This window comes from Blastocatellia bacterium, assembly GCA_016713405.1.
Classification (GTDB): Bacteria; Acidobacteriota; Blastocatellia; order Chloracidobacteriales; family JADJPF01; genus JADJPF01.
Genome location: JADJPF010000007.1, coordinates 55,841 through 71,838, shown reverse-complemented (window position 1 = coordinate 71,838; position 15,998 = coordinate 55,841). Strand labels below are relative to the sequence as shown.

Genomic DNA, 15,998 nt, shown 5'->3' with positions numbered 1-15,998 from the left:
TTTTTTACCTCACTAACTTCATATGTCCGAACAACTTAACATTGTACTAGTCGAACCAGAAATTCATCCTAACACTGGCAATATTTCCCGCCTTTGTGCCGCTACCAATACACGTTTACATTTAGTTGAGCCTCTAGGTTTTCGTATTGATGAAAAATCGGTTAAACGTGCTGGATTAGATTATTGGCCTTATGTTGATCTACATAGACATATTAATTATGCTAATTTTCAGCAAAGTATAGAAGGAAAGCGTTGTTGGTATTTTACAACAAAAGCTAAAAAGTCTTATACATCAGTAAATTATAAATGTGGGGACTATTTGATTTTTGGCTCAGAAACATCTGGACTTCCCAAAGAGCTTTTAGAAGCTAACTGGTCAAATTGTGTCACAATTCCAATGTTAACAAGTCATGTAAGAAGCTTAAATCTAGCCTCTTCTGCTGCAATTGCACTTTATGAAGCATTAAGACAAGTAGGAAAATTGGACTTATAAAATATCTTTATCCAAAATACCAAAAATTTTTACTTTTTCGCGTTTTCCTTTAACATTTTCAACGCCTACTTCAACACAAGTAAAATGCTCTTTTACTGTTTCATAAACAGCTTCATTAAATAAAATTTTTGCTTCAAAGTTTTTAGATAATCCTTCTAAACGAGAAGCCAAATTAACAGCATCTCCTATTACTGTATAGTCCATTCGTTGTTCTGACCCAATGTTGCCAGAAACCACCTCTCCATCACATAAACCAATCCCTGTTTCAATTGCTGGCTTACCTTGGCTAACTCGTCGCTCATTAAAAAGTTTAAGCTCCCGACGCATTTCTACAGCCGTTTGCACGGCTCTTACAGGGTCATCACTACGCGCAATAGGTGTTCCAAATACCGCCATAATTGCATCACCTATAAATTTATCTAATGTGCCTTGATACTTAAAAATTGCATTAATCATGTTAGAAAAATAATCATTAAGTAAATTAACTATTTCTTCAGCCGGATATTTTTCTGATAAAGTGGTAAAATCTCGAATATCTGAAAATAAAATAGTTACTTTCTTACGCACTCCACCTAGTCCCAAATTACCTTGGTCTTGTAAAACTTGTTCTGCAACTTCACGAGTCACATAACGACAAAGTGTACTCATAAGGCGTTGTTGTTGGGTAATATCTTGTACAACAATAACATAGCCTAAAGATAAATTTTGACGGTTTTTTAGCGGTAAGGTATTAACATTTATATTTATTGTATCTACTTTGCTAAGTTGATATTTATATTCATAAGTAGATTGTGGCTCACCTGTCTTGACAGTTAAGTCTATTATTTGCAACAAATGTTCATTACCTTCACCACCAAAAATTTCATCTGTTGTTAGTCCAATTACACTTTCTGCATTAATACGGAAAATTCTTTGGGCCGCTGGATTAACAGTAGTAATTTTTCTTTGGGCATCTGCTGTAATAACACCTGTTGCAATACTACTTAAAATACTTTCGTTATAATTTTTAATATTTACAACTTGTTCAAATAAATTAGCATTTTTTATTGCAATAGAAGCTTGTACAGCAAAAGAGCTTAATAGCTCTTCGTCTTCAGATGTAAAAACTCCATCTTTTTTATTTAGTACCTGAATAACACCTAAAATTTTCCCGTCCGTATCCTTAACAGGCATACAAAGAATAGTTTTAGTACGATAGCCAGTTTTTTTATCAATTTCTTTGTTAAATCTAGCATCTTCATAAGCTTCCACAATATTTACAGTTTGTCCCGTTGTAGCAACGTGTCCAGCAATACCCAGGTGTTTAGGAAAACGGATTTCAGCAATACCTGCACCTTGAGCAACTTTTGACCAAAAGTTCATTTGTCTTTTCATCAATTAAAAATAGAGTACTACGGTCTGCATCCATTACCTCAGTAGTTTTTTTCATAATCAGCGGTAAAAGTGTATTTATATCTAATTCTGAGGCTAAAGACTTCATAACATCTAAGAGCAAAGTTAATTTTTGTAGATTTTGGATTTTGCTAATACTAGACATAAATACCCCTCTAATTTTCGATGATAAAAAGAAACGTCCATTTTATGCTAAGAACCTAGAGAAAAACAATTTTGGCTAGCTATTTTGATAAAACTATTTTGATAAAGCATTAAGCCTGACAAATTAGTATTTTGCCAGGCTTAATAATTGCTTGCTAACTCTTTTGTTTTGCAACAGTTTAGTTATTATTTTTTTCTCTATTAGCAGGAGGTGGTTTTTCTAATTCTTCCTTATCATTATCTAAAAAGCCTCGTCCAGTACCAAAACGAAGCTCATTATAAAGTTTAAGTTGTTCTAAAGTTAAAACATTACGAATTTGGACTTGAACCCTTGTTCTTATAGATAGGGATTGACCTTCTAGTCTAGCAAGTTCTCCTACCATTTGCTTTAAGGCTTCTTCATTAAGATTTTCGCTAAAAATAGCTTGGTCTAGCTCTGCGCGTTTATCCCTCATTTGTGTTTCTAGGTTAATATAATTTTCTCCTGATACTCTCATTATTTGGCGCATACGAAAGATTTGCTCTTCATTTAGCTTTAAGGCACGCGCCCAAACTCGCATCATTGCACCACCACCAAACGCATTTTCTATACCTGAACGCTTGCCTAATTTTTGACTAAAGCGTTCTTGTTTAGCTGCAAAACGCTCTTGGCGTTGTTGTAAGCGTCGTCCTTGGGCTTGAACAAAACTAACATTAGAAGTCAAAAAGCCTATTAATAATACTAAGCTTATAATTACTGGTGTTTTTTTGCGCATCTTTTTATCCCACTATCAAGAGAATTATTACTAAGTTTTGAGGATTGGTGCTTTTAAGACCACCATTGTTTATTAAAAGTTTGGAAAATGTTAAAAAATATTATTATTTTTCCTAAGTTATAATTAGTTGGTTGGTGCTTTTACTTCATCCTTTATTGGTACAAAAAACATTACAAACATTGCTGGAATAGTGGCAAGAAAAGCAAAAATAAAGAAATTTACATACCCTAAATATTCAACTAACTGACCTCCAAAACCACCAATTAAAGCAGCAGGAATAAGCATTATTGCTGTACCAAAAGCATAATGAGCAGCCTTAAAATCAGGGTTACAAGTTCTCATAATATATATAGTTAATACGGCTGACCCTACACCAGAAGCAGCTTGCTCATAAAAATAAATAAATGCTATTAAACTAACACCTTTAATTGTTGTAGGATCTGGTTTTACATAAGCAAGCCAGGTATAAGCCCAAATATTAACATTCATTAGAAGTGTTAAAGGCCAAATAGCCTTACGTAGTCCTTGTTTTTTAATCCATTTAGCCCCAACAACTGCACCAAAAATTGCCCCTGCTGCCCCAAGTATTCCTGCAATCCAAGCCATTTGTGCATTAGAAACCTTTAATTCCCGTTTAAGAAAAGGCGTATTCATAGAAAAAAAAGTATTTCATCGCCTATTTTATAAAGAATAATAAATATCAGAACTAATAAAACTTTGTCTTGTTTTAAGTAAGTTGTAAAAGCTTCAACAAATGACTTCATTATTTCTGCTGCTTTTAAGCTTTTTTCACGCTTATTTTCAACTTGAGGAAGCTTAAAAAAATGGAAACAAGCTAATAAAAACAAAGTCAAGCCACACGCACCAAACCCATAACCCCAAGCTTGAGAAAGATTTACATTACCTTTTTGTTGTAGTAAATAAAACATATAGGCAACAAAAGCAACTATTCCACTACGGCTAAAAATCATTGCTAGTCTATAAGCAGCCACCCGATCCCCAGAATAAGAAGCTTGGTCACTTGGGTCTTTTAAGGCAGCTAAATAATAGGCATCAATAGAGATATCATTAGTTGCAGCTAAAAAAGCCATCACAACAAAAGCCAGTGAAATAAAGATTAAAAATGTTGTTAGGTGCTGAAATGCTGGAGGTAGGTTATAACCAAAAGAAATATATTCTTCAAATGTTGGCGGCAAAGTAGGAACATATGCAAAATAACATGCTGTAGCAACAGCCATCATCACTAGCGACAATAAAAACTGGATTATTATCATCCAAGTTCGCTTAGTGCTAAATAAATCAAGAAACGGGGCCCAAATAAACTTTAATGTCCAAGGAATACTTAAAAAATTTAAGTAGCCTAAGTAACGCTCCTTAAGTCCTATATCTGTAAAATAGAAAGTAGAAAGTATTCGGATGATTGCATAAGGCATACCTTCAGCAAAATAAGTTGTATAAACCCAAGACAAGGGTTTTGTGGATGCCTTTTCTACAGTAGCTTCTGAAGTGGAAGAAGTTTTTGCTGTTGCTTGATTTGTCGCCATTATTTTTTCCTATTAAAGATGACATAAAATTGGTTGGCGATTAGATGCTACTTTATTAGTTCTTGTTGGCAAAGCTACTTAACCGGCTTTAAGTTTTTTAATTATAAATTCGTTTTTTATGTTAAATACGTTTTAGTTCCGAGTCTATTCTTTCGCTTAGTTCAGAAATTTTATCGCAAATAGCCTTAAAATGATTTGTTTCAAATGTCAGAGGTGATGCAGCCATAGATTTTATTCTAGCAATTCGATTAAGCGAAGTTTCGATTCGTCGGCTGGTGATTTTTCCTTCTCGCGCTGCACGTGTTAAAGCTTCAGAGGCTTCCATTATTCGCTCAGGGCTTTGACAAATTAACATCATATCTTCACCAGCTTTAACTGCTGATAAAACTGCTTCAGAAAATCCCATTGCTTCAGAAATTGCTCCCATTTCCATATCATCAGAAATCGCTAAACCTTGAAACTCCATTTTGCTACGTAGCAAATCAGTAACTATTTTTGCTGATAGCGAAGCTGGAATAGGAGGATTGCTGTTATCTAAAGCAGGATAAACAGCATGAGCTATCATAATTACTTGTAGTTGAGAATTAAGCTTCACCATTAGATCTTGGTATATTTGCAAGTCTTGAGCCTTTAGTTTTTCTTCACTACGTTCAACTACAGGCAATTTTTTATGTGAATCAACAACAGAATCACCAAGTCCAGGAAAATGCTTTCCACACCCAATAATGCTTCCATTTTGTAAACCTTCTAAATAAGCACTAGAAAGGCGAATAATTTTTTGTGTCTTAGTTCCAAAACACCGCTCCTGCAAAGCATTGTCAGCATCTTCATGTACTGCAATATCTACAACTGGAGCAAAACTCATATTAAAACCCAGTAGTCTTAATAATTCTGCGGTAATTGACCCATGTTCATGCGCACAACGAGCATCATCTAAAGCTCTAAGTTTTTGTACTGAAGGCATAGGAGGACAGATTTTCTTTAAGCGATCAACCCGTCCGCCCTCTTGATCAATACTAATTAATGGAGCAACCTTAAGTACCCGCCGGAGTTCCATATTTAAATCTGCTACTTGTTCAGATGATTCAATGTTTCGAGCAAAAAGGATTATTCCCCCAGGTTGAACTGTTTGTAACAATTTACGTGTATCATCATCTACCGTAGTGCCAGTAATTCCAACAAAAAGCAGTTGTCCCAATCGATGCTCTAAAGATAAAGAAACCATGCTTTGCCCTCACTTAAATATTGAACCATTTGAATTTCTTAACTCTACTAACAAGAAACCTTAGAGAGATTAAAAAAACTACTACATTAAAACAAGTTTAACCAGCAGAAAAAGCTATTCAAAAAGTTTTTCTAGCGATTTATTATAAGGAGGATAAGCCACTCCTTTTTCTGTAATTATTGCTGCTACATATTGATTAGGAGTAACATCAAATGCTGGATTTGCTACTGTTACATCATCTGGAGCAACTTGTTGATCTTTTATATGGGTAACTTCTCGGCTAGTTCGGTCTTCAATAGGGATTTGCTCACCTGTTTTAATTTTTAGATCTAGCGTTGATAAAGGAGCAGCAACATAAAATGGAATTTTATTTTCTTTTGCTAGAACCGCTACCATATAAGTACCAATCTTATTAGCAACATCTCCATTAGCAGCAATTCGATCTGCACCAACAATTACAGCTTTTATATGACCTAGTTTCATAAAATGCCCAGCCATATTGTCAGTAATTAAAGTAACAGGAATATTATCTTTTGCAGTTCCCAACAAGTTAGCCTTGCACCTTGTAAAAATGGGCGTGTTTCATCTGAATAAACAGAAATGTTTTTCCCTATTTCCCGCGCAGCACGGATTACCCCAAGTGCCGTCCCATAACCAGCCGTTGCCAGCGCACCAGCATTACAATGTGTTAAAACCACACCTTCATCAGGCATTAAGCTTGCACCATTGCGCCCCATTTGCTTGTTGGCTTCAATGTCTGCTTCATAAATAGCAATTGCTCTTTTTATTAATTCTTCTTTAGTTTCTGCTAAAGAAAGCTTATTTGCCTTACAAGCAGACAAAGTAAGCTTCATTTGTTCAATACCCCAAAATAAATTTACTGCTGTTGGACGAGTAGCAGCAAAGTCTTGGCAAATTTGCTCAAATTGACTTGTAAATTCTGTCCATTCTTCAGGCAAGCTTTTTGCTCCAAGTGCAATACCCATTGCAGCAGAAACACCAATTGCTGGCGCACCACGTACAACCATATCTTTAATTGCTTCTGCTACTTCCTTATAAGTAGTATAACAGGGGTAAACTTCCTGTGTTGGTAATAAGCGTTGGTCAATCATTACCACGCCTTCATTTGTCCATTCTACGGTTTTAATCATAATTAAATTAATCTTTCTAAAATCTAAAATTTAACTTTTAGCCTGACAAGTAACAGTCAAAATCTTTTGATGATATTCCTGTAAACACCCAATAGTTAATTTTTCTTTTTGTAAAGCTTCTATAGCATTTACCACAGCTTGCGCTCCTGTAATTGTTGTAATACAAGGAATTGAATATTGAGTTGCAGCATTACGAATTGCTCTTTCATCATAAAAAGATAATTTTCCAAGCGGAGTATTAATTACTAGAGCAATTTTCTTACTTTTAATTTGGTCAACAATATTGGGCCGGCCTTCTTCTACCTTATAAACAAATTCTGTAGCAACACCAGCTTTTACTAAATAATCCCTAGTTCCACGAGTAGCAACTAAATTAAATCCAAGTTCTGCTAGCTTTCTTGCTACTGGAATAGCAACCTCTTTATCTGGGTCATTAACACTAATAAAAACCGTCCCGCTAGCAGGTAGTTTTATGTTAGCCCCTTGTTGGGCTTTTAGATAAGCACTTCCAAAAGCATCTGCTATTCCCATAACTTCACCTGTAGAGCGCATTTCCGGCCCTAGAACAGGATCTACCCCAGGAAATTTTGCAAATGGGAAAACTGGTGTTTTTACTTGATAACGGCTAATTGGAAGCTCTAAAGGTAGGTTAAAATCTTTTAATTTCTGCCCAACCATCAATAAAGCTGCTATTTTAGCTATTGGCACACCTGTAGCTTTACTTACAAAAGGAACCGTTCGAGATGCACGAGGGTTAACTTCTAAAACATAGATTTTTCCTGCTTTGATGGCAAATTGAATATTTACTAACCCTATAACATTTAAGGCTTTAGCAAGTTTTCTAGTATAATCACGTAATTTTTCTAATTGCTGATCAGTAATCATCAAAGTAGGCATAACACAAGAACTATCGCCAGAATGTATTCCTGCTTCTTCAATATGTTCTTGAATCCCAGCAATTACAGTAGTTTCCCCATCCGACAAAGCATCAATATCAACCTCTATAGCATTTTCTAAAAAGCTATCAATTAAAATTGGGCGATCCGGCGAAGCAACAACAGCTTGACTCATATAATGAGTTAAAGCTGTCTGGTCATAGACAATTACCATAGCACGTCCACCTAGTACATAACTTGGACGCACTAGCACTGGATAACCAATTGTTTCGGCAACTTGTAAAGCCTCAATGACTGATGTAGCCGTCCCGTTAGCAGGTTGGTCAATTTCAAGCTGTTTTAATAACTCTCCAAAACGTTTTCTATCCTCAGCTAAATCAATAGATTCTGGTGATGTGCCAATAATTGGAACGCCAGCTTTTAGCAAATCTAAAGCTAAATTTAATGGAGTTTGTCCACCTAATTGCACTATTACCCCTGTAGGCTTTTCTATCTCAACAATGCTTATTACATCTTCAAAAGTTACAGGCTCAAAATATAAACGATCTGAAGTGTCATAGTCAGTAGAAACCGTTTCAGGATTACAATTAACCATAATGGTTTCATAACCAGCTTGTTTTAGTGCAAAGCTAGCATGACAACAGCAATAATCAAATTCTATCCCTTGACCAATGCGATTTGGGCCGCTACCTAAAATAATAATTTTCTTTTTATCTGTTGGCTCTGCTTCGCATTCTGTTTCATAAGTTGAATAAAGATAAGGTGTAAAAGACTCAAATTCTGCTGCACAAGTATCAACCCGTTTATAAACTGGCTTGATATTTAAGTCTAAACGATAGTCTCGAAACTCTGCTTCTTCACAATCTAGCAATTTAGCCATACGACGATCAGAAAGACCCATTCGTTTAGCTTCCAAAATAGTTTGATGTGAAATTGTATCAATAGCTTCCGACTTTATCAGACGCTGCATTTCAGCAATTTCATTTAGTTGAGCTAAAAACCAAGGGTCAATTGCGGTTAATTCTTGTAGGCTTGCAGTTGACCAACCACGATCTAAAGCTTCTCTTAAGTAAGCCAGCCTATTTGCATTTGGATTAGCAATATTTCTTCTTAACTCATCTTCTGTAGTGTTTGGATTAATATCCCAGGATTTCCCTAGCTCTAGCGAGCGAATCCCCTTTAGCAAAGCTTCTTTGAAAGTACGACCTATTGCCATTACTTCGCCTACGGACTTCATTTGTGTTCCTAAAGTTGGTTTAGCAGCAGGAAATTTTTCAAATGCCCATTTAGGAATTTTTACTACAACATAATCAATGCTTGGTTCAAAACAAGCAGGTGTTTTTTTAGTAATATCATTAGGGATTTCATCTAGCGTATAGCCTAAAGCCAATTTAGCAGCAATTTTTGCAATAGGAAAGCCTGTAGCCTTTGAAGCCAGAGCAGAGGAACGAGAAACTCTTGGATTCATTTCAATAATTCTTAGTTGACCATCTTTAGGATTTACAGCAAATTGAATATTTGACCCACCCGTCTCAACTCCAACTTTGCGAATAATTTTAATTGCTGCATCCCGCATATTTTGGTATTCACGGTCGGTTAGGGTTTGAATTGGTGCAACTGTAATTGAGTCGCCTGTATGAATACCTAGGGGATCAAAATTCTCTATTGAGCAAATAATTACAACATTATCAGCAAGATCGCGCATGACTTCTAGTTCATACTCTTTCCAGCCAATAATTGATTGTTCAACTAAAATTTCATTAATTGGGCTAAGATTTAGTCCGGCTGCGGCAATTTGTACAAATTCTTCTGTGTTATAAGCAGTTCCTCCACCTGAACCACCCAGGGTAAATGACGGACGTATGATTGCTGGATATCCGACTTCTTCAACTGCTGCAAGAGCTTGGTCAAGAGTCTTAACAAAAGCCGCTTTTGGCATTACCAAACCTATTTCATCCATTGCCTGCTTAAAAAGCTTACGATCTTCTGCTACTTTGATGGCTTCAAGTTTAGCCCCTATTAGTTCAACTCCAAATTTAGCTAAAATTCCTTGTTCAGCCAGTGCAACAGCTAAATTTAGTGCTGTTTGTCCCCCAACCGTAGGAAGTAAAGCTTGAGGTTTTTCACGTTCAATTACTTTTGTTAGTGTTTCTACTGTTAAAGGCTCAATATAGGTTCGGTCAGCTAGCTCAGGGTCAGTCATAATTGTTGCAGGGTTTGAATTTACCAACACAACTTCAAAGCCTTCTTCTTTAAGAGCTTTACAAGCTTGTGTACCAGAGTAATCAAATTCGCAAGCCTGACCAATAATAATTGGCCCTGAGCCAATTATTAGTATTTTCTTTATATCCGTGCGTTTAGGCATTTACGTCTTACTATAGATTGAAATATTGCAGCAAAAGTAAACAGCTAATGTAGCATTAGCAACAATTATTGGTCAACGCGAGCGCATCTTTTCCATAAAGCATAAATAAAAATAGCCTAGTCATTTATCCCTAGGCTATTTATCAAGCAATTTGTTGTAAATATAATATTTTAGGTAGGTTTTAATTTTAGGAAACTCTAATTATTCTCTTTAGGAGTTTTACCATTTATCCACATACTCATAAATTATTCTCGGTAGTGAGTAAAATGTAAGGCTGAGTGACAATTCATTTTGGCTGAAACTCGTTTCTAAACCTGCATTCTAGGCAATAGAATTTCTATTCAGCATTACTTTTTTAGCACTACCCTATTTTTTTCCTGATTTTTGAAAAATTTTCTGTTATTGCTGAATGTTTGCTACAGCACTGCTAAAGCTACCGTAGAAGCCTACAGCAATTAACCCAACAACAACACCAGCTACACAAAGCAGAGCAGGTTCAATAAGTTTGACAAATTGTTCTACACCTTGATCGACTTTTTCAAATAGCTGTGCAGCATAGTTTTGAAGTGTTACACCTAAACGACCGCTTTTTTGCGCACTAGACAAGACCATATAGGTTTGACCATCAAAAGCCCAATGAGCTTTTTTTAGTGCGTCACAAAAAGGAATGCCTTGATATAAATATTCTTTGGCTAATTCTAAGGCTTTAGATAGCTCATAGTTACGAGCAGAACTAGCAAGAATGTCTAAGGATTCTTGGGGAGTTAGTCCAGCAGAAAACAGCGTTCCCATTAGCCACATTGTTTCCCCTACATTCATATTAATAAATAAAGGGCCAAGACCTTTTATTCTAAGTTGATAGTGCATCCAAAGTTGTTTACCGCCACCAGATTTCCAGTAAGTTGAGAGCAAAAAGCCTAGACCAATAAGAACAATAATCACTACATACCAATATTTATTAACAAATTCTCCTGCACCAAATAGCATAGTTGACATTGGGTTGTCGATCATTTTGGGGTTGATAGCAATAAATAATTCTTTAAGTGTAGGTAGGATATAAAAAGCAAATATTCCACAAGTAATTAATAAAAATGCACCAATAAATGATGGGTAAAGTAGCCCTGCTTTGACTTTATCACGCGCACCTTTACGACGTTTAAGATAGCTAATTAGCATATCTAGAATGCCTTCGCGCATTTCTCCAAATTTGTCACGTCGTTTTGTCCATTTACCAGATTGTTCAGCAGCACGAATTAAAGCTCTGTAATCATCTCCAAAAACATTAGGGAACCGCCCCATCGCTTCACTAAGTAGCTTTCCATTTTCAATATCATCAACCATTAAGCTAATAGCAAGAGAAAATTTTTTATTAGAAATAGCTTGTTGCAGTTGTCTAAGCATGTCATTAACTGGAACGCCTGCTTCATAAAGATCCCTACAGCTTTCAGTAAATGTAATTAATTCATCATCCTTAACCTTTAAGTTAACATCTATATTGACACGTTTTGCTTCGCTAACTTTCATTTTTTGAAAAGTATTAGTAACAGCCATAATACACGTCCTTTATTCTTGATATAACTAATTTATTTACAATAAGTTAAGACATCGTTTCTATTTCTTCTTCTGAAATTCCTTCTAAAACTGGGTCAGGTTTACCAATATGATAAATTATTTGATCTAAGGTAGTATCGCCTAATAAAGCTCTTTCTAAGCCTATAGACCAAAGAGAACGAAATCCTTGTTTTAAGGCTTGTTCTCGAACTTGATCAGGGGTTGCAGATTGATTGATTAAAGTGCGAATTTGACGAGTTAGCATAAGCACTTCATAAATTCCAACCCGTCCATAAAAACCAGTGCCACGACACAAGGTACATTCTTGGCCGCGAGCGTTGCGCCCACTACCTCTAGCAAATTGAATTGGATATTCCCACCCTATTTTAGAAGCATATTCAGCTAGTCGAGGAATATTTGGTATGTTTTCATCAACAACCTTGACACATTCTGAGCAAATACGTTTAACTAGGCGTTGAGCAACTACAAACTTAAGTGCGCCAGCGATTTTATAATTTTCAATCCCAAAATTTCTTAATCTGTCTATGCACTCTATAGTGTTGGATGTGTGCATAGTAGTTAGAACTAAGTGACCTATTCCAGCAGTTTCTATTGCCATTTGCGCTGGTTCTGGTTCTCGAACTTCACCAATAACAATAATATCTGGGTTATGTCTTAAAATATGTGTTAAGTAATAGTGAAATCCTCGTTTTTCATTTCCTCCACCTTCATCAACACGTTTTCGGCTAACTCCAATTTGAGTAACATAAGGTAGGTTAAATTCTGGAGGATCTTCAACAGTAACAATCTTTTTGGTAGCAAATTTTTGTTGAAACTCTTTGATTAAGCAAACCATTGTAGTATTTTTACCTTTATTGACAGGCCCAGCAAATACTATCATTCCATCGGTTAGCATCATCATTTCTTCACGAAATAAACGGTCTTGAAAGGGAAGCAAGCCTATTTTATCTAAGGTAAAAACAAAATTATCTTTTTCTTGAAGTCGAATTGACATTGATTCGCCGCGATCATCGCCAGCAGGGATAAAGTTGACACGAAATTCAACTGGAGATTCACGGGTAGCGTAGGTTAAGGTAGGTCGAATTACTCCAGATTGTCCATCCCAAGTATTGTTAGGGTCTAGTCCAGCATAGATTTTTAAGATTTGTGGGATACGTTCATATTTTTCTAGTTCCATTATTTCTTCATGAATAGTTTGATATTCACCATCAACCCGGATGCGGCAAACCATTAATTCCCGGCTTTTTTCATAACCACCTGCTTTAGGATCCATACGGAAAAGGTCAATATCAATATCAGTTGCTCTAGCCCAATGTCCATCACAAAGCAGGTTTTCTATTAATTCACGAAGTGCATTATCATTATGGCTAAATTGGCGAGAACTAGTAGAAAATACAAGATGTTTGCGTTGCCGACGTTCGGTTTCTACTTGTTTAATTTGTGAAGAAATTTGTTTATAGCGTTCTGTTCGTTGCTCCTCATTAATACGTAAGTCTCGACGTAAATAATGACATTCAATAGCAGATTGAATAACTTCTTCAGAAGAAAAAATAAACTTAAATTGTAAATGTCTATGTTGGCCGGCTAATATGTGTTCTGCAACACGTTGAGATTGTTTACTTGCACAAATTATGGTTACTAGATTGCCTTTTTTTTCTATTGGAATTAACACTTGCTCTTTGGCAAATTTAGGGTCTACTAGAGCTAAAACTTCATCTTCAATATTATAAAGTTTAGAACGATCAAAGATAACTTCTTCGCCATCAATATTTAACTGTTCTGCTTGATAAATAGAAGCTTCAGGTGAAAGGCTAGGGATAGAGAGTTCATCATCATAATCAGGATTATACTTAGGTGGTTGAGGCTTAGGTGTATCATCTACTTGTGTATCCCGTCTAAGAGCAGAAGTTAATCTATTTAAGTTTGAGCTAGATGGTTTTTCTGGCTTGGCGGGTTGGGGCAAGCGACGAAATTTGTCAAATAAAGCCATTACGATTTCTCCTATTCTACTAGAGCCATTTATTTAGTTTGATCTTTTTTATCTATTTTATCTTGAGTAAGATATGCGGAAGCATAAATTGTGGCATACATTTTTCCTGTTGGTGTGCCATTTGTTGTTTCTAGTTTCATCACTACAGAATTAACTTTTAACAGCCGTTCAAAACGTGCAAAGTCTTCAATATAGCGTCCAATACCATCATAATCACCTAAAATTTCTACTTGAAAAGGCACTTCATTTAATGAGCCAATTTTGCTAGTTTTACTGCTTTGAGAAAAAAACTTAAAGTCTAAGGCTCGGGCTTTAGCTTGTTCTGATAATTTTATTTGTATATTGGGAAGCTCTGCTTCTGAAGGAACTAGGGATTTTAGAGACTTAAATTGTTCTTCTGCTTCAGTTAAAGATTTTTCTAGTTGATCAGCGTTTGCTTTAATTTTTTCATTTTCATCATTGCTATTTTTTAGTTCATCAAGTTTTAATTGTTGTTTTACTAATTCTTCTTGTGCAGGTAAAAAGTAGTACATATTTGATATTTCATAACTACCCCAAATAATAAATAAAGCTAAAATAATACCTGCAATAACACCTGTAGATTTATTATTTTTTTCTGTAGACATAAATAAATTTCTCCCAAATAACTTATTTGCTTGTGGTTTTTACTGTATTTTCTGTAGGTAAATTATTAAATGGTATTGTACCAATATATCTACAATTAATTTCATAATTACCAATATTAGTTTTATCATCGTAAACAGGAACAACATCAGAAAAAACATCTACACTAGCTCCAAGTTGTTTAGCAAATTCAAATACGGCGGGACGTTCTGGGGCATAACCTTTAATTTTGACATTGGTTTTATCAATTGTAAGTTCGCTAAATACAATCCCTTGAGTAATCCTTAAATCAATTTGTTTTAGAACTGTCCTAACAGTTAATTGCTCTTTGCGAATTTCCCCAATGGTTGCAGTACGATCTTTAATAGCAGTAATTTTACGATTATATTCATCATGCTTAGTACGAATATCAACAAGTTGAGCAGCACGAATTTCTTCTTTAGCTAGTTCTTCAATCAGTTTTTTATTTTCTTGGTAGTTGTTATAAAAGCGATAGCCAAAAAGTCCCACAGCTATGATTAATCCAGCAACTAAAATTTTGCTTTGTTCTAATAATAGAGGAATTGTTTTTTTGACAGTGGCTTTTGTAGTATTAGAAATTATATTAACAAGTGTTTGTTCTATTTCTATAACTCGTTCTAATGGTAATTCTTTACGTAACTCTATATCTGTGTCAGCTAAGTTAAGTCCAACATGTTCAAGGATCATTCCAGCACTAGCAATAGCAACTGCAAGTTGATGGCCTTCTAATTGAGCTTCTTTACGTCTTGCGCCTAGGTTACGGCCAAGTTCAAAAGCTCCATTGCGATAAGGGGACATTAATTCTACTTGGCTAGCAAAATTATTCATTTTTTTAACATCATCAGAATCAAATTCACCAGCAAGAATTAATAAATCATAATGAGAAGCTGCAAGTTTTTCATTTGCAGATTGTAAAAGAGCAGAAATCTCTACATAAGCATCCTCTCTTTTATCCGACGTTAGTTCAATAGAACCTTCCCAAACAGGAAGTTCAGTTTGAGCTACTAAAAGAGAAATAAAGTTTCCGGCCCAATGTAGTATCGCAGTTCTTAGTTCAGGCTGTGGTCGATAGCTACGAAGATAAAGATACATCAGCGCGGCCATAGATTGATTAATAGATATTTGAGGAATACTTGGGAATGTATCTCGAACGCTCTTAAGGACTTCTTGCGCCATATCTTTATGAATAGCAGCAAGTATTGAGCTATGAGAAATTTTGAGAAAATCTGAATATTGAGTATCTACAGAAAGGCCGCGTTTGCGTTTTTCCATCTCCAAATTAAAGCTATTTAAGTCTGCAATAGCAAAACATAAGGTGTGTGCGTCTCCAAGAGATACAGTTATTGCTTCTGGTTTAAAGTTTTGTAAAAAGTTGGTATCGCCGCTTTCTTGTTCTGAGTAATAATCCCAACCTTCTAAGTAATACTTTTCTCCATCTGTGGCAATGAGTACAGCTTTAGTTAATAGATCGTTACTTAGGTCAATTGCTACAACTGAGCGAGATTTGTTAAAAATATTAACCATAATGATAAATCCTCAATAGATGCTAAATATAATTATTTTTATTTATGACTATCTAGCTATTGCTATGCCATAAGATTTTTAAGAAAAAATAAATTACCATTTAGCATAGTAAATTATTGGTTTTATAAGATATTAGTTAAAATATTCCTTTATCAAAATTAGTTTACTTTTTACTTGTATCTGCCAAAAGTGACAATATAAATTCTTGTCAAAGATGACAAGAGTTGCCAGAAATGGCACAAAGCAGTATTTTACATCATGGTGTCTAGATGTAAAGCGTCTTACCTAGCAATTTATTAAAA

Annotated in this window: 12 protein-coding genes and 1 pseudogene; 1 reads left to right on the top strand and 12 read right to left on the bottom strand. The window is 35.3% G+C overall.

What is annotated here, in order from left to right:
* Positions 1-22 precede the first annotated feature (22 nt).
* On the top strand, positions 23-493 hold the full coding sequence (gene trmL, locus IPK14_10715; protein ID MBK7993862.1) for a tRNA (uridine(34)/cytosine(34)/5-carboxymethylaminomethyluridine(34)-2'-O)-methyltransferase TrmL: 471 nt from the start codon (positions 23-25) through the stop codon (positions 491-493).
* On the opposite strand, the gene IPK14_10710 is transcribed toward trmL, so the two are convergent.
* The 12 genes and pseudogenes from IPK14_10710 to IPK14_10655 all read right to left on the bottom strand — a co-directional run bounded on the left by IPK14_10710 (position 488) and on the right by IPK14_10655 (position 15,696).
* Positions 488-1,855: a GAF domain-containing protein gene (locus tag IPK14_10710; GenBank protein ID MBK7993861.1), complete on the bottom strand. Its 1,368-nt coding sequence runs from the start codon at positions 1,853-1,855 to the stop codon at positions 488-490. The genes trmL and IPK14_10710 overlap by 6 nt on opposite strands.
* A complete protein-coding gene (locus IPK14_10705; GenBank protein ID MBK7993860.1) occupies positions 1,812-2,030 on the bottom strand; it encodes a hypothetical protein in 219 nt (72 codons plus the stop codon). The genes IPK14_10710 and IPK14_10705 overlap by 44 nt, the downstream gene beginning before the upstream one ends.
* A gap of 178 nt (positions 2,031-2,208) precedes the next feature.
* Positions 2,209-2,784, bottom strand: a complete 576-nt coding sequence (locus tag IPK14_10700; protein ID MBK7993859.1) for a periplasmic heavy metal sensor — start codon at positions 2,782-2,784, stop codon at positions 2,209-2,211.
* A gap of 123 nt (positions 2,785-2,907) precedes the next feature.
* Positions 2,908-3,438 carry an MFS transporter gene (locus tag IPK14_10695; protein MBK7993858.1) on the bottom strand — a complete coding sequence of 177 codons (531 nt, stop codon included), beginning with the start codon at positions 3,436-3,438 and terminating at the stop codon, positions 2,908-2,910.
* Positions 3,435-4,328 carry a hypothetical protein gene (locus tag IPK14_10690; protein ID MBK7993857.1) on the bottom strand — a complete coding sequence of 298 codons (894 nt, stop codon included), beginning with the start codon at positions 4,326-4,328 and terminating at the stop codon, positions 3,435-3,437. The genes IPK14_10695 and IPK14_10690 overlap by 4 nt, the downstream gene beginning before the upstream one ends.
* 121 nt (positions 4,329-4,449) lie before the next feature.
* On the bottom strand, positions 4,450-5,553 hold the full coding sequence (nagZ, locus tag IPK14_10685; GenBank protein ID MBK7993856.1) for a beta-N-acetylhexosaminidase: 1,104 nt from the start codon (positions 5,551-5,553) through the stop codon (positions 4,450-4,452).
* Positions 5,554-5,667: 114 nt separating this feature from the next.
* Positions 5,668-6,704 (bottom strand): annotated as a pseudogene (gene mtnA / locus IPK14_10680) (S-methyl-5-thioribose-1-phosphate isomerase).
* 30 nt (positions 6,705-6,734) lie between these two features.
* A complete protein-coding gene (carB, locus tag IPK14_10675; GenBank protein MBK7993855.1) occupies positions 6,735-9,965 on the bottom strand; it encodes a carbamoyl-phosphate synthase large subunit in 3,231 nt (1,076 codons plus the stop codon).
* Positions 9,966-10,364: 399 nt separating this feature from the next.
* A complete protein-coding gene (locus IPK14_10670) occupies positions 10,365-11,516 on the bottom strand; it encodes a type II secretion system F family protein (protein MBK7993854.1) in 1,152 nt (383 codons plus the stop codon).
* 46 nt (positions 11,517-11,562) lie between these two features.
* The gene (tadA, locus tag IPK14_10665; protein MBK7993853.1) at positions 11,563-13,527 is read right to left on the bottom strand and encodes a Flp pilus assembly complex ATPase component TadA; all 1,965 of its coding nucleotides are present in this window, start codon (positions 13,525-13,527) and stop codon (positions 11,563-11,565) included.
* Positions 13,528-13,556: 29 nt separating this feature from the next.
* Entirely contained in the window at positions 13,557-14,153 is a 597-nt protein-coding gene (gene pilO / locus IPK14_10660; GenBank protein MBK7993852.1) for a type 4a pilus biogenesis protein PilO, read from the bottom strand.
* 22 nt (positions 14,154-14,175) lie between these two features.
* Positions 14,176-15,696, bottom strand: coding sequence for a hypothetical protein (locus IPK14_10655; protein MBK7993851.1), 1,521 nt, complete (start codon positions 15,694-15,696; stop codon positions 14,176-14,178).
* Positions 15,697-15,998 lie beyond the last annotated feature (302 nt).

Excerpts from the sequence above, each read along its gene's own strand:
- tadA (MBK7993853.1), bottom strand. The coding sequence starts at position 13,527 with ATGGCTTTATTTGACAAATTTCGTCGCTTGCCCCAACCCGCCAAGCCA.
- pilO (MBK7993852.1), bottom strand. The coding sequence starts at position 14,153 with ATGTCTACAGAAAAAAATAATAAATCTACAGGTGTTATTGCAGGTATT.
- IPK14_10695 (MBK7993858.1), bottom strand. The coding sequence starts at position 3,438 with ATGAATACGCCTTTTCTTAAACGGGAATTAAAGGTTTCTAATGCACAA.
- IPK14_10690 (MBK7993857.1), bottom strand. The coding sequence starts at position 4,328 with ATGGCGACAAATCAAGCAACAGCAAAAACTTCTTCCACTTCAGAAGCT.
- IPK14_10700 (MBK7993859.1), bottom strand. The coding sequence starts at position 2,784 with ATGCGCAAAAAAACACCAGTAATTATAAGCTTAGTATTATTAATAGGC.
- IPK14_10710 (MBK7993861.1), bottom strand. The coding sequence starts at position 1,855 with ATGAACTTTTGGTCAAAAGTTGCTCAAGGTGCAGGTATTGCTGAAATC.
- nagZ (MBK7993856.1), bottom strand. The coding sequence starts at position 5,553 with ATGGTTTCTTTATCTTTAGAGCATCGATTGGGACAACTGCTTTTTGTT.
- IPK14_10670 (MBK7993854.1), bottom strand. The coding sequence starts at position 11,516 with ATGGCTGTTACTAATACTTTTCAAAAAATGAAAGTTAGCGAAGCAAAA.
- carB (MBK7993855.1), bottom strand. The coding sequence starts at position 9,965 with ATGCCTAAACGCACGGATATAAAGAAAATACTAATAATTGGCTCAGGG.
- trmL (MBK7993862.1), top strand. The coding sequence starts at position 23 with ATGTCCGAACAACTTAACATTGTACTAGTCGAACCAGAAATTCATCCT.
- IPK14_10705 (MBK7993860.1), bottom strand. The coding sequence starts at position 2,030 with ATGTCTAGTATTAGCAAAATCCAAAATCTACAAAAATTAACTTTGCTC.
- IPK14_10655 (MBK7993851.1), bottom strand. The coding sequence starts at position 15,696 with ATGGTTAATATTTTTAACAAATCTCGCTCAGTTGTAGCAATTGACCTA.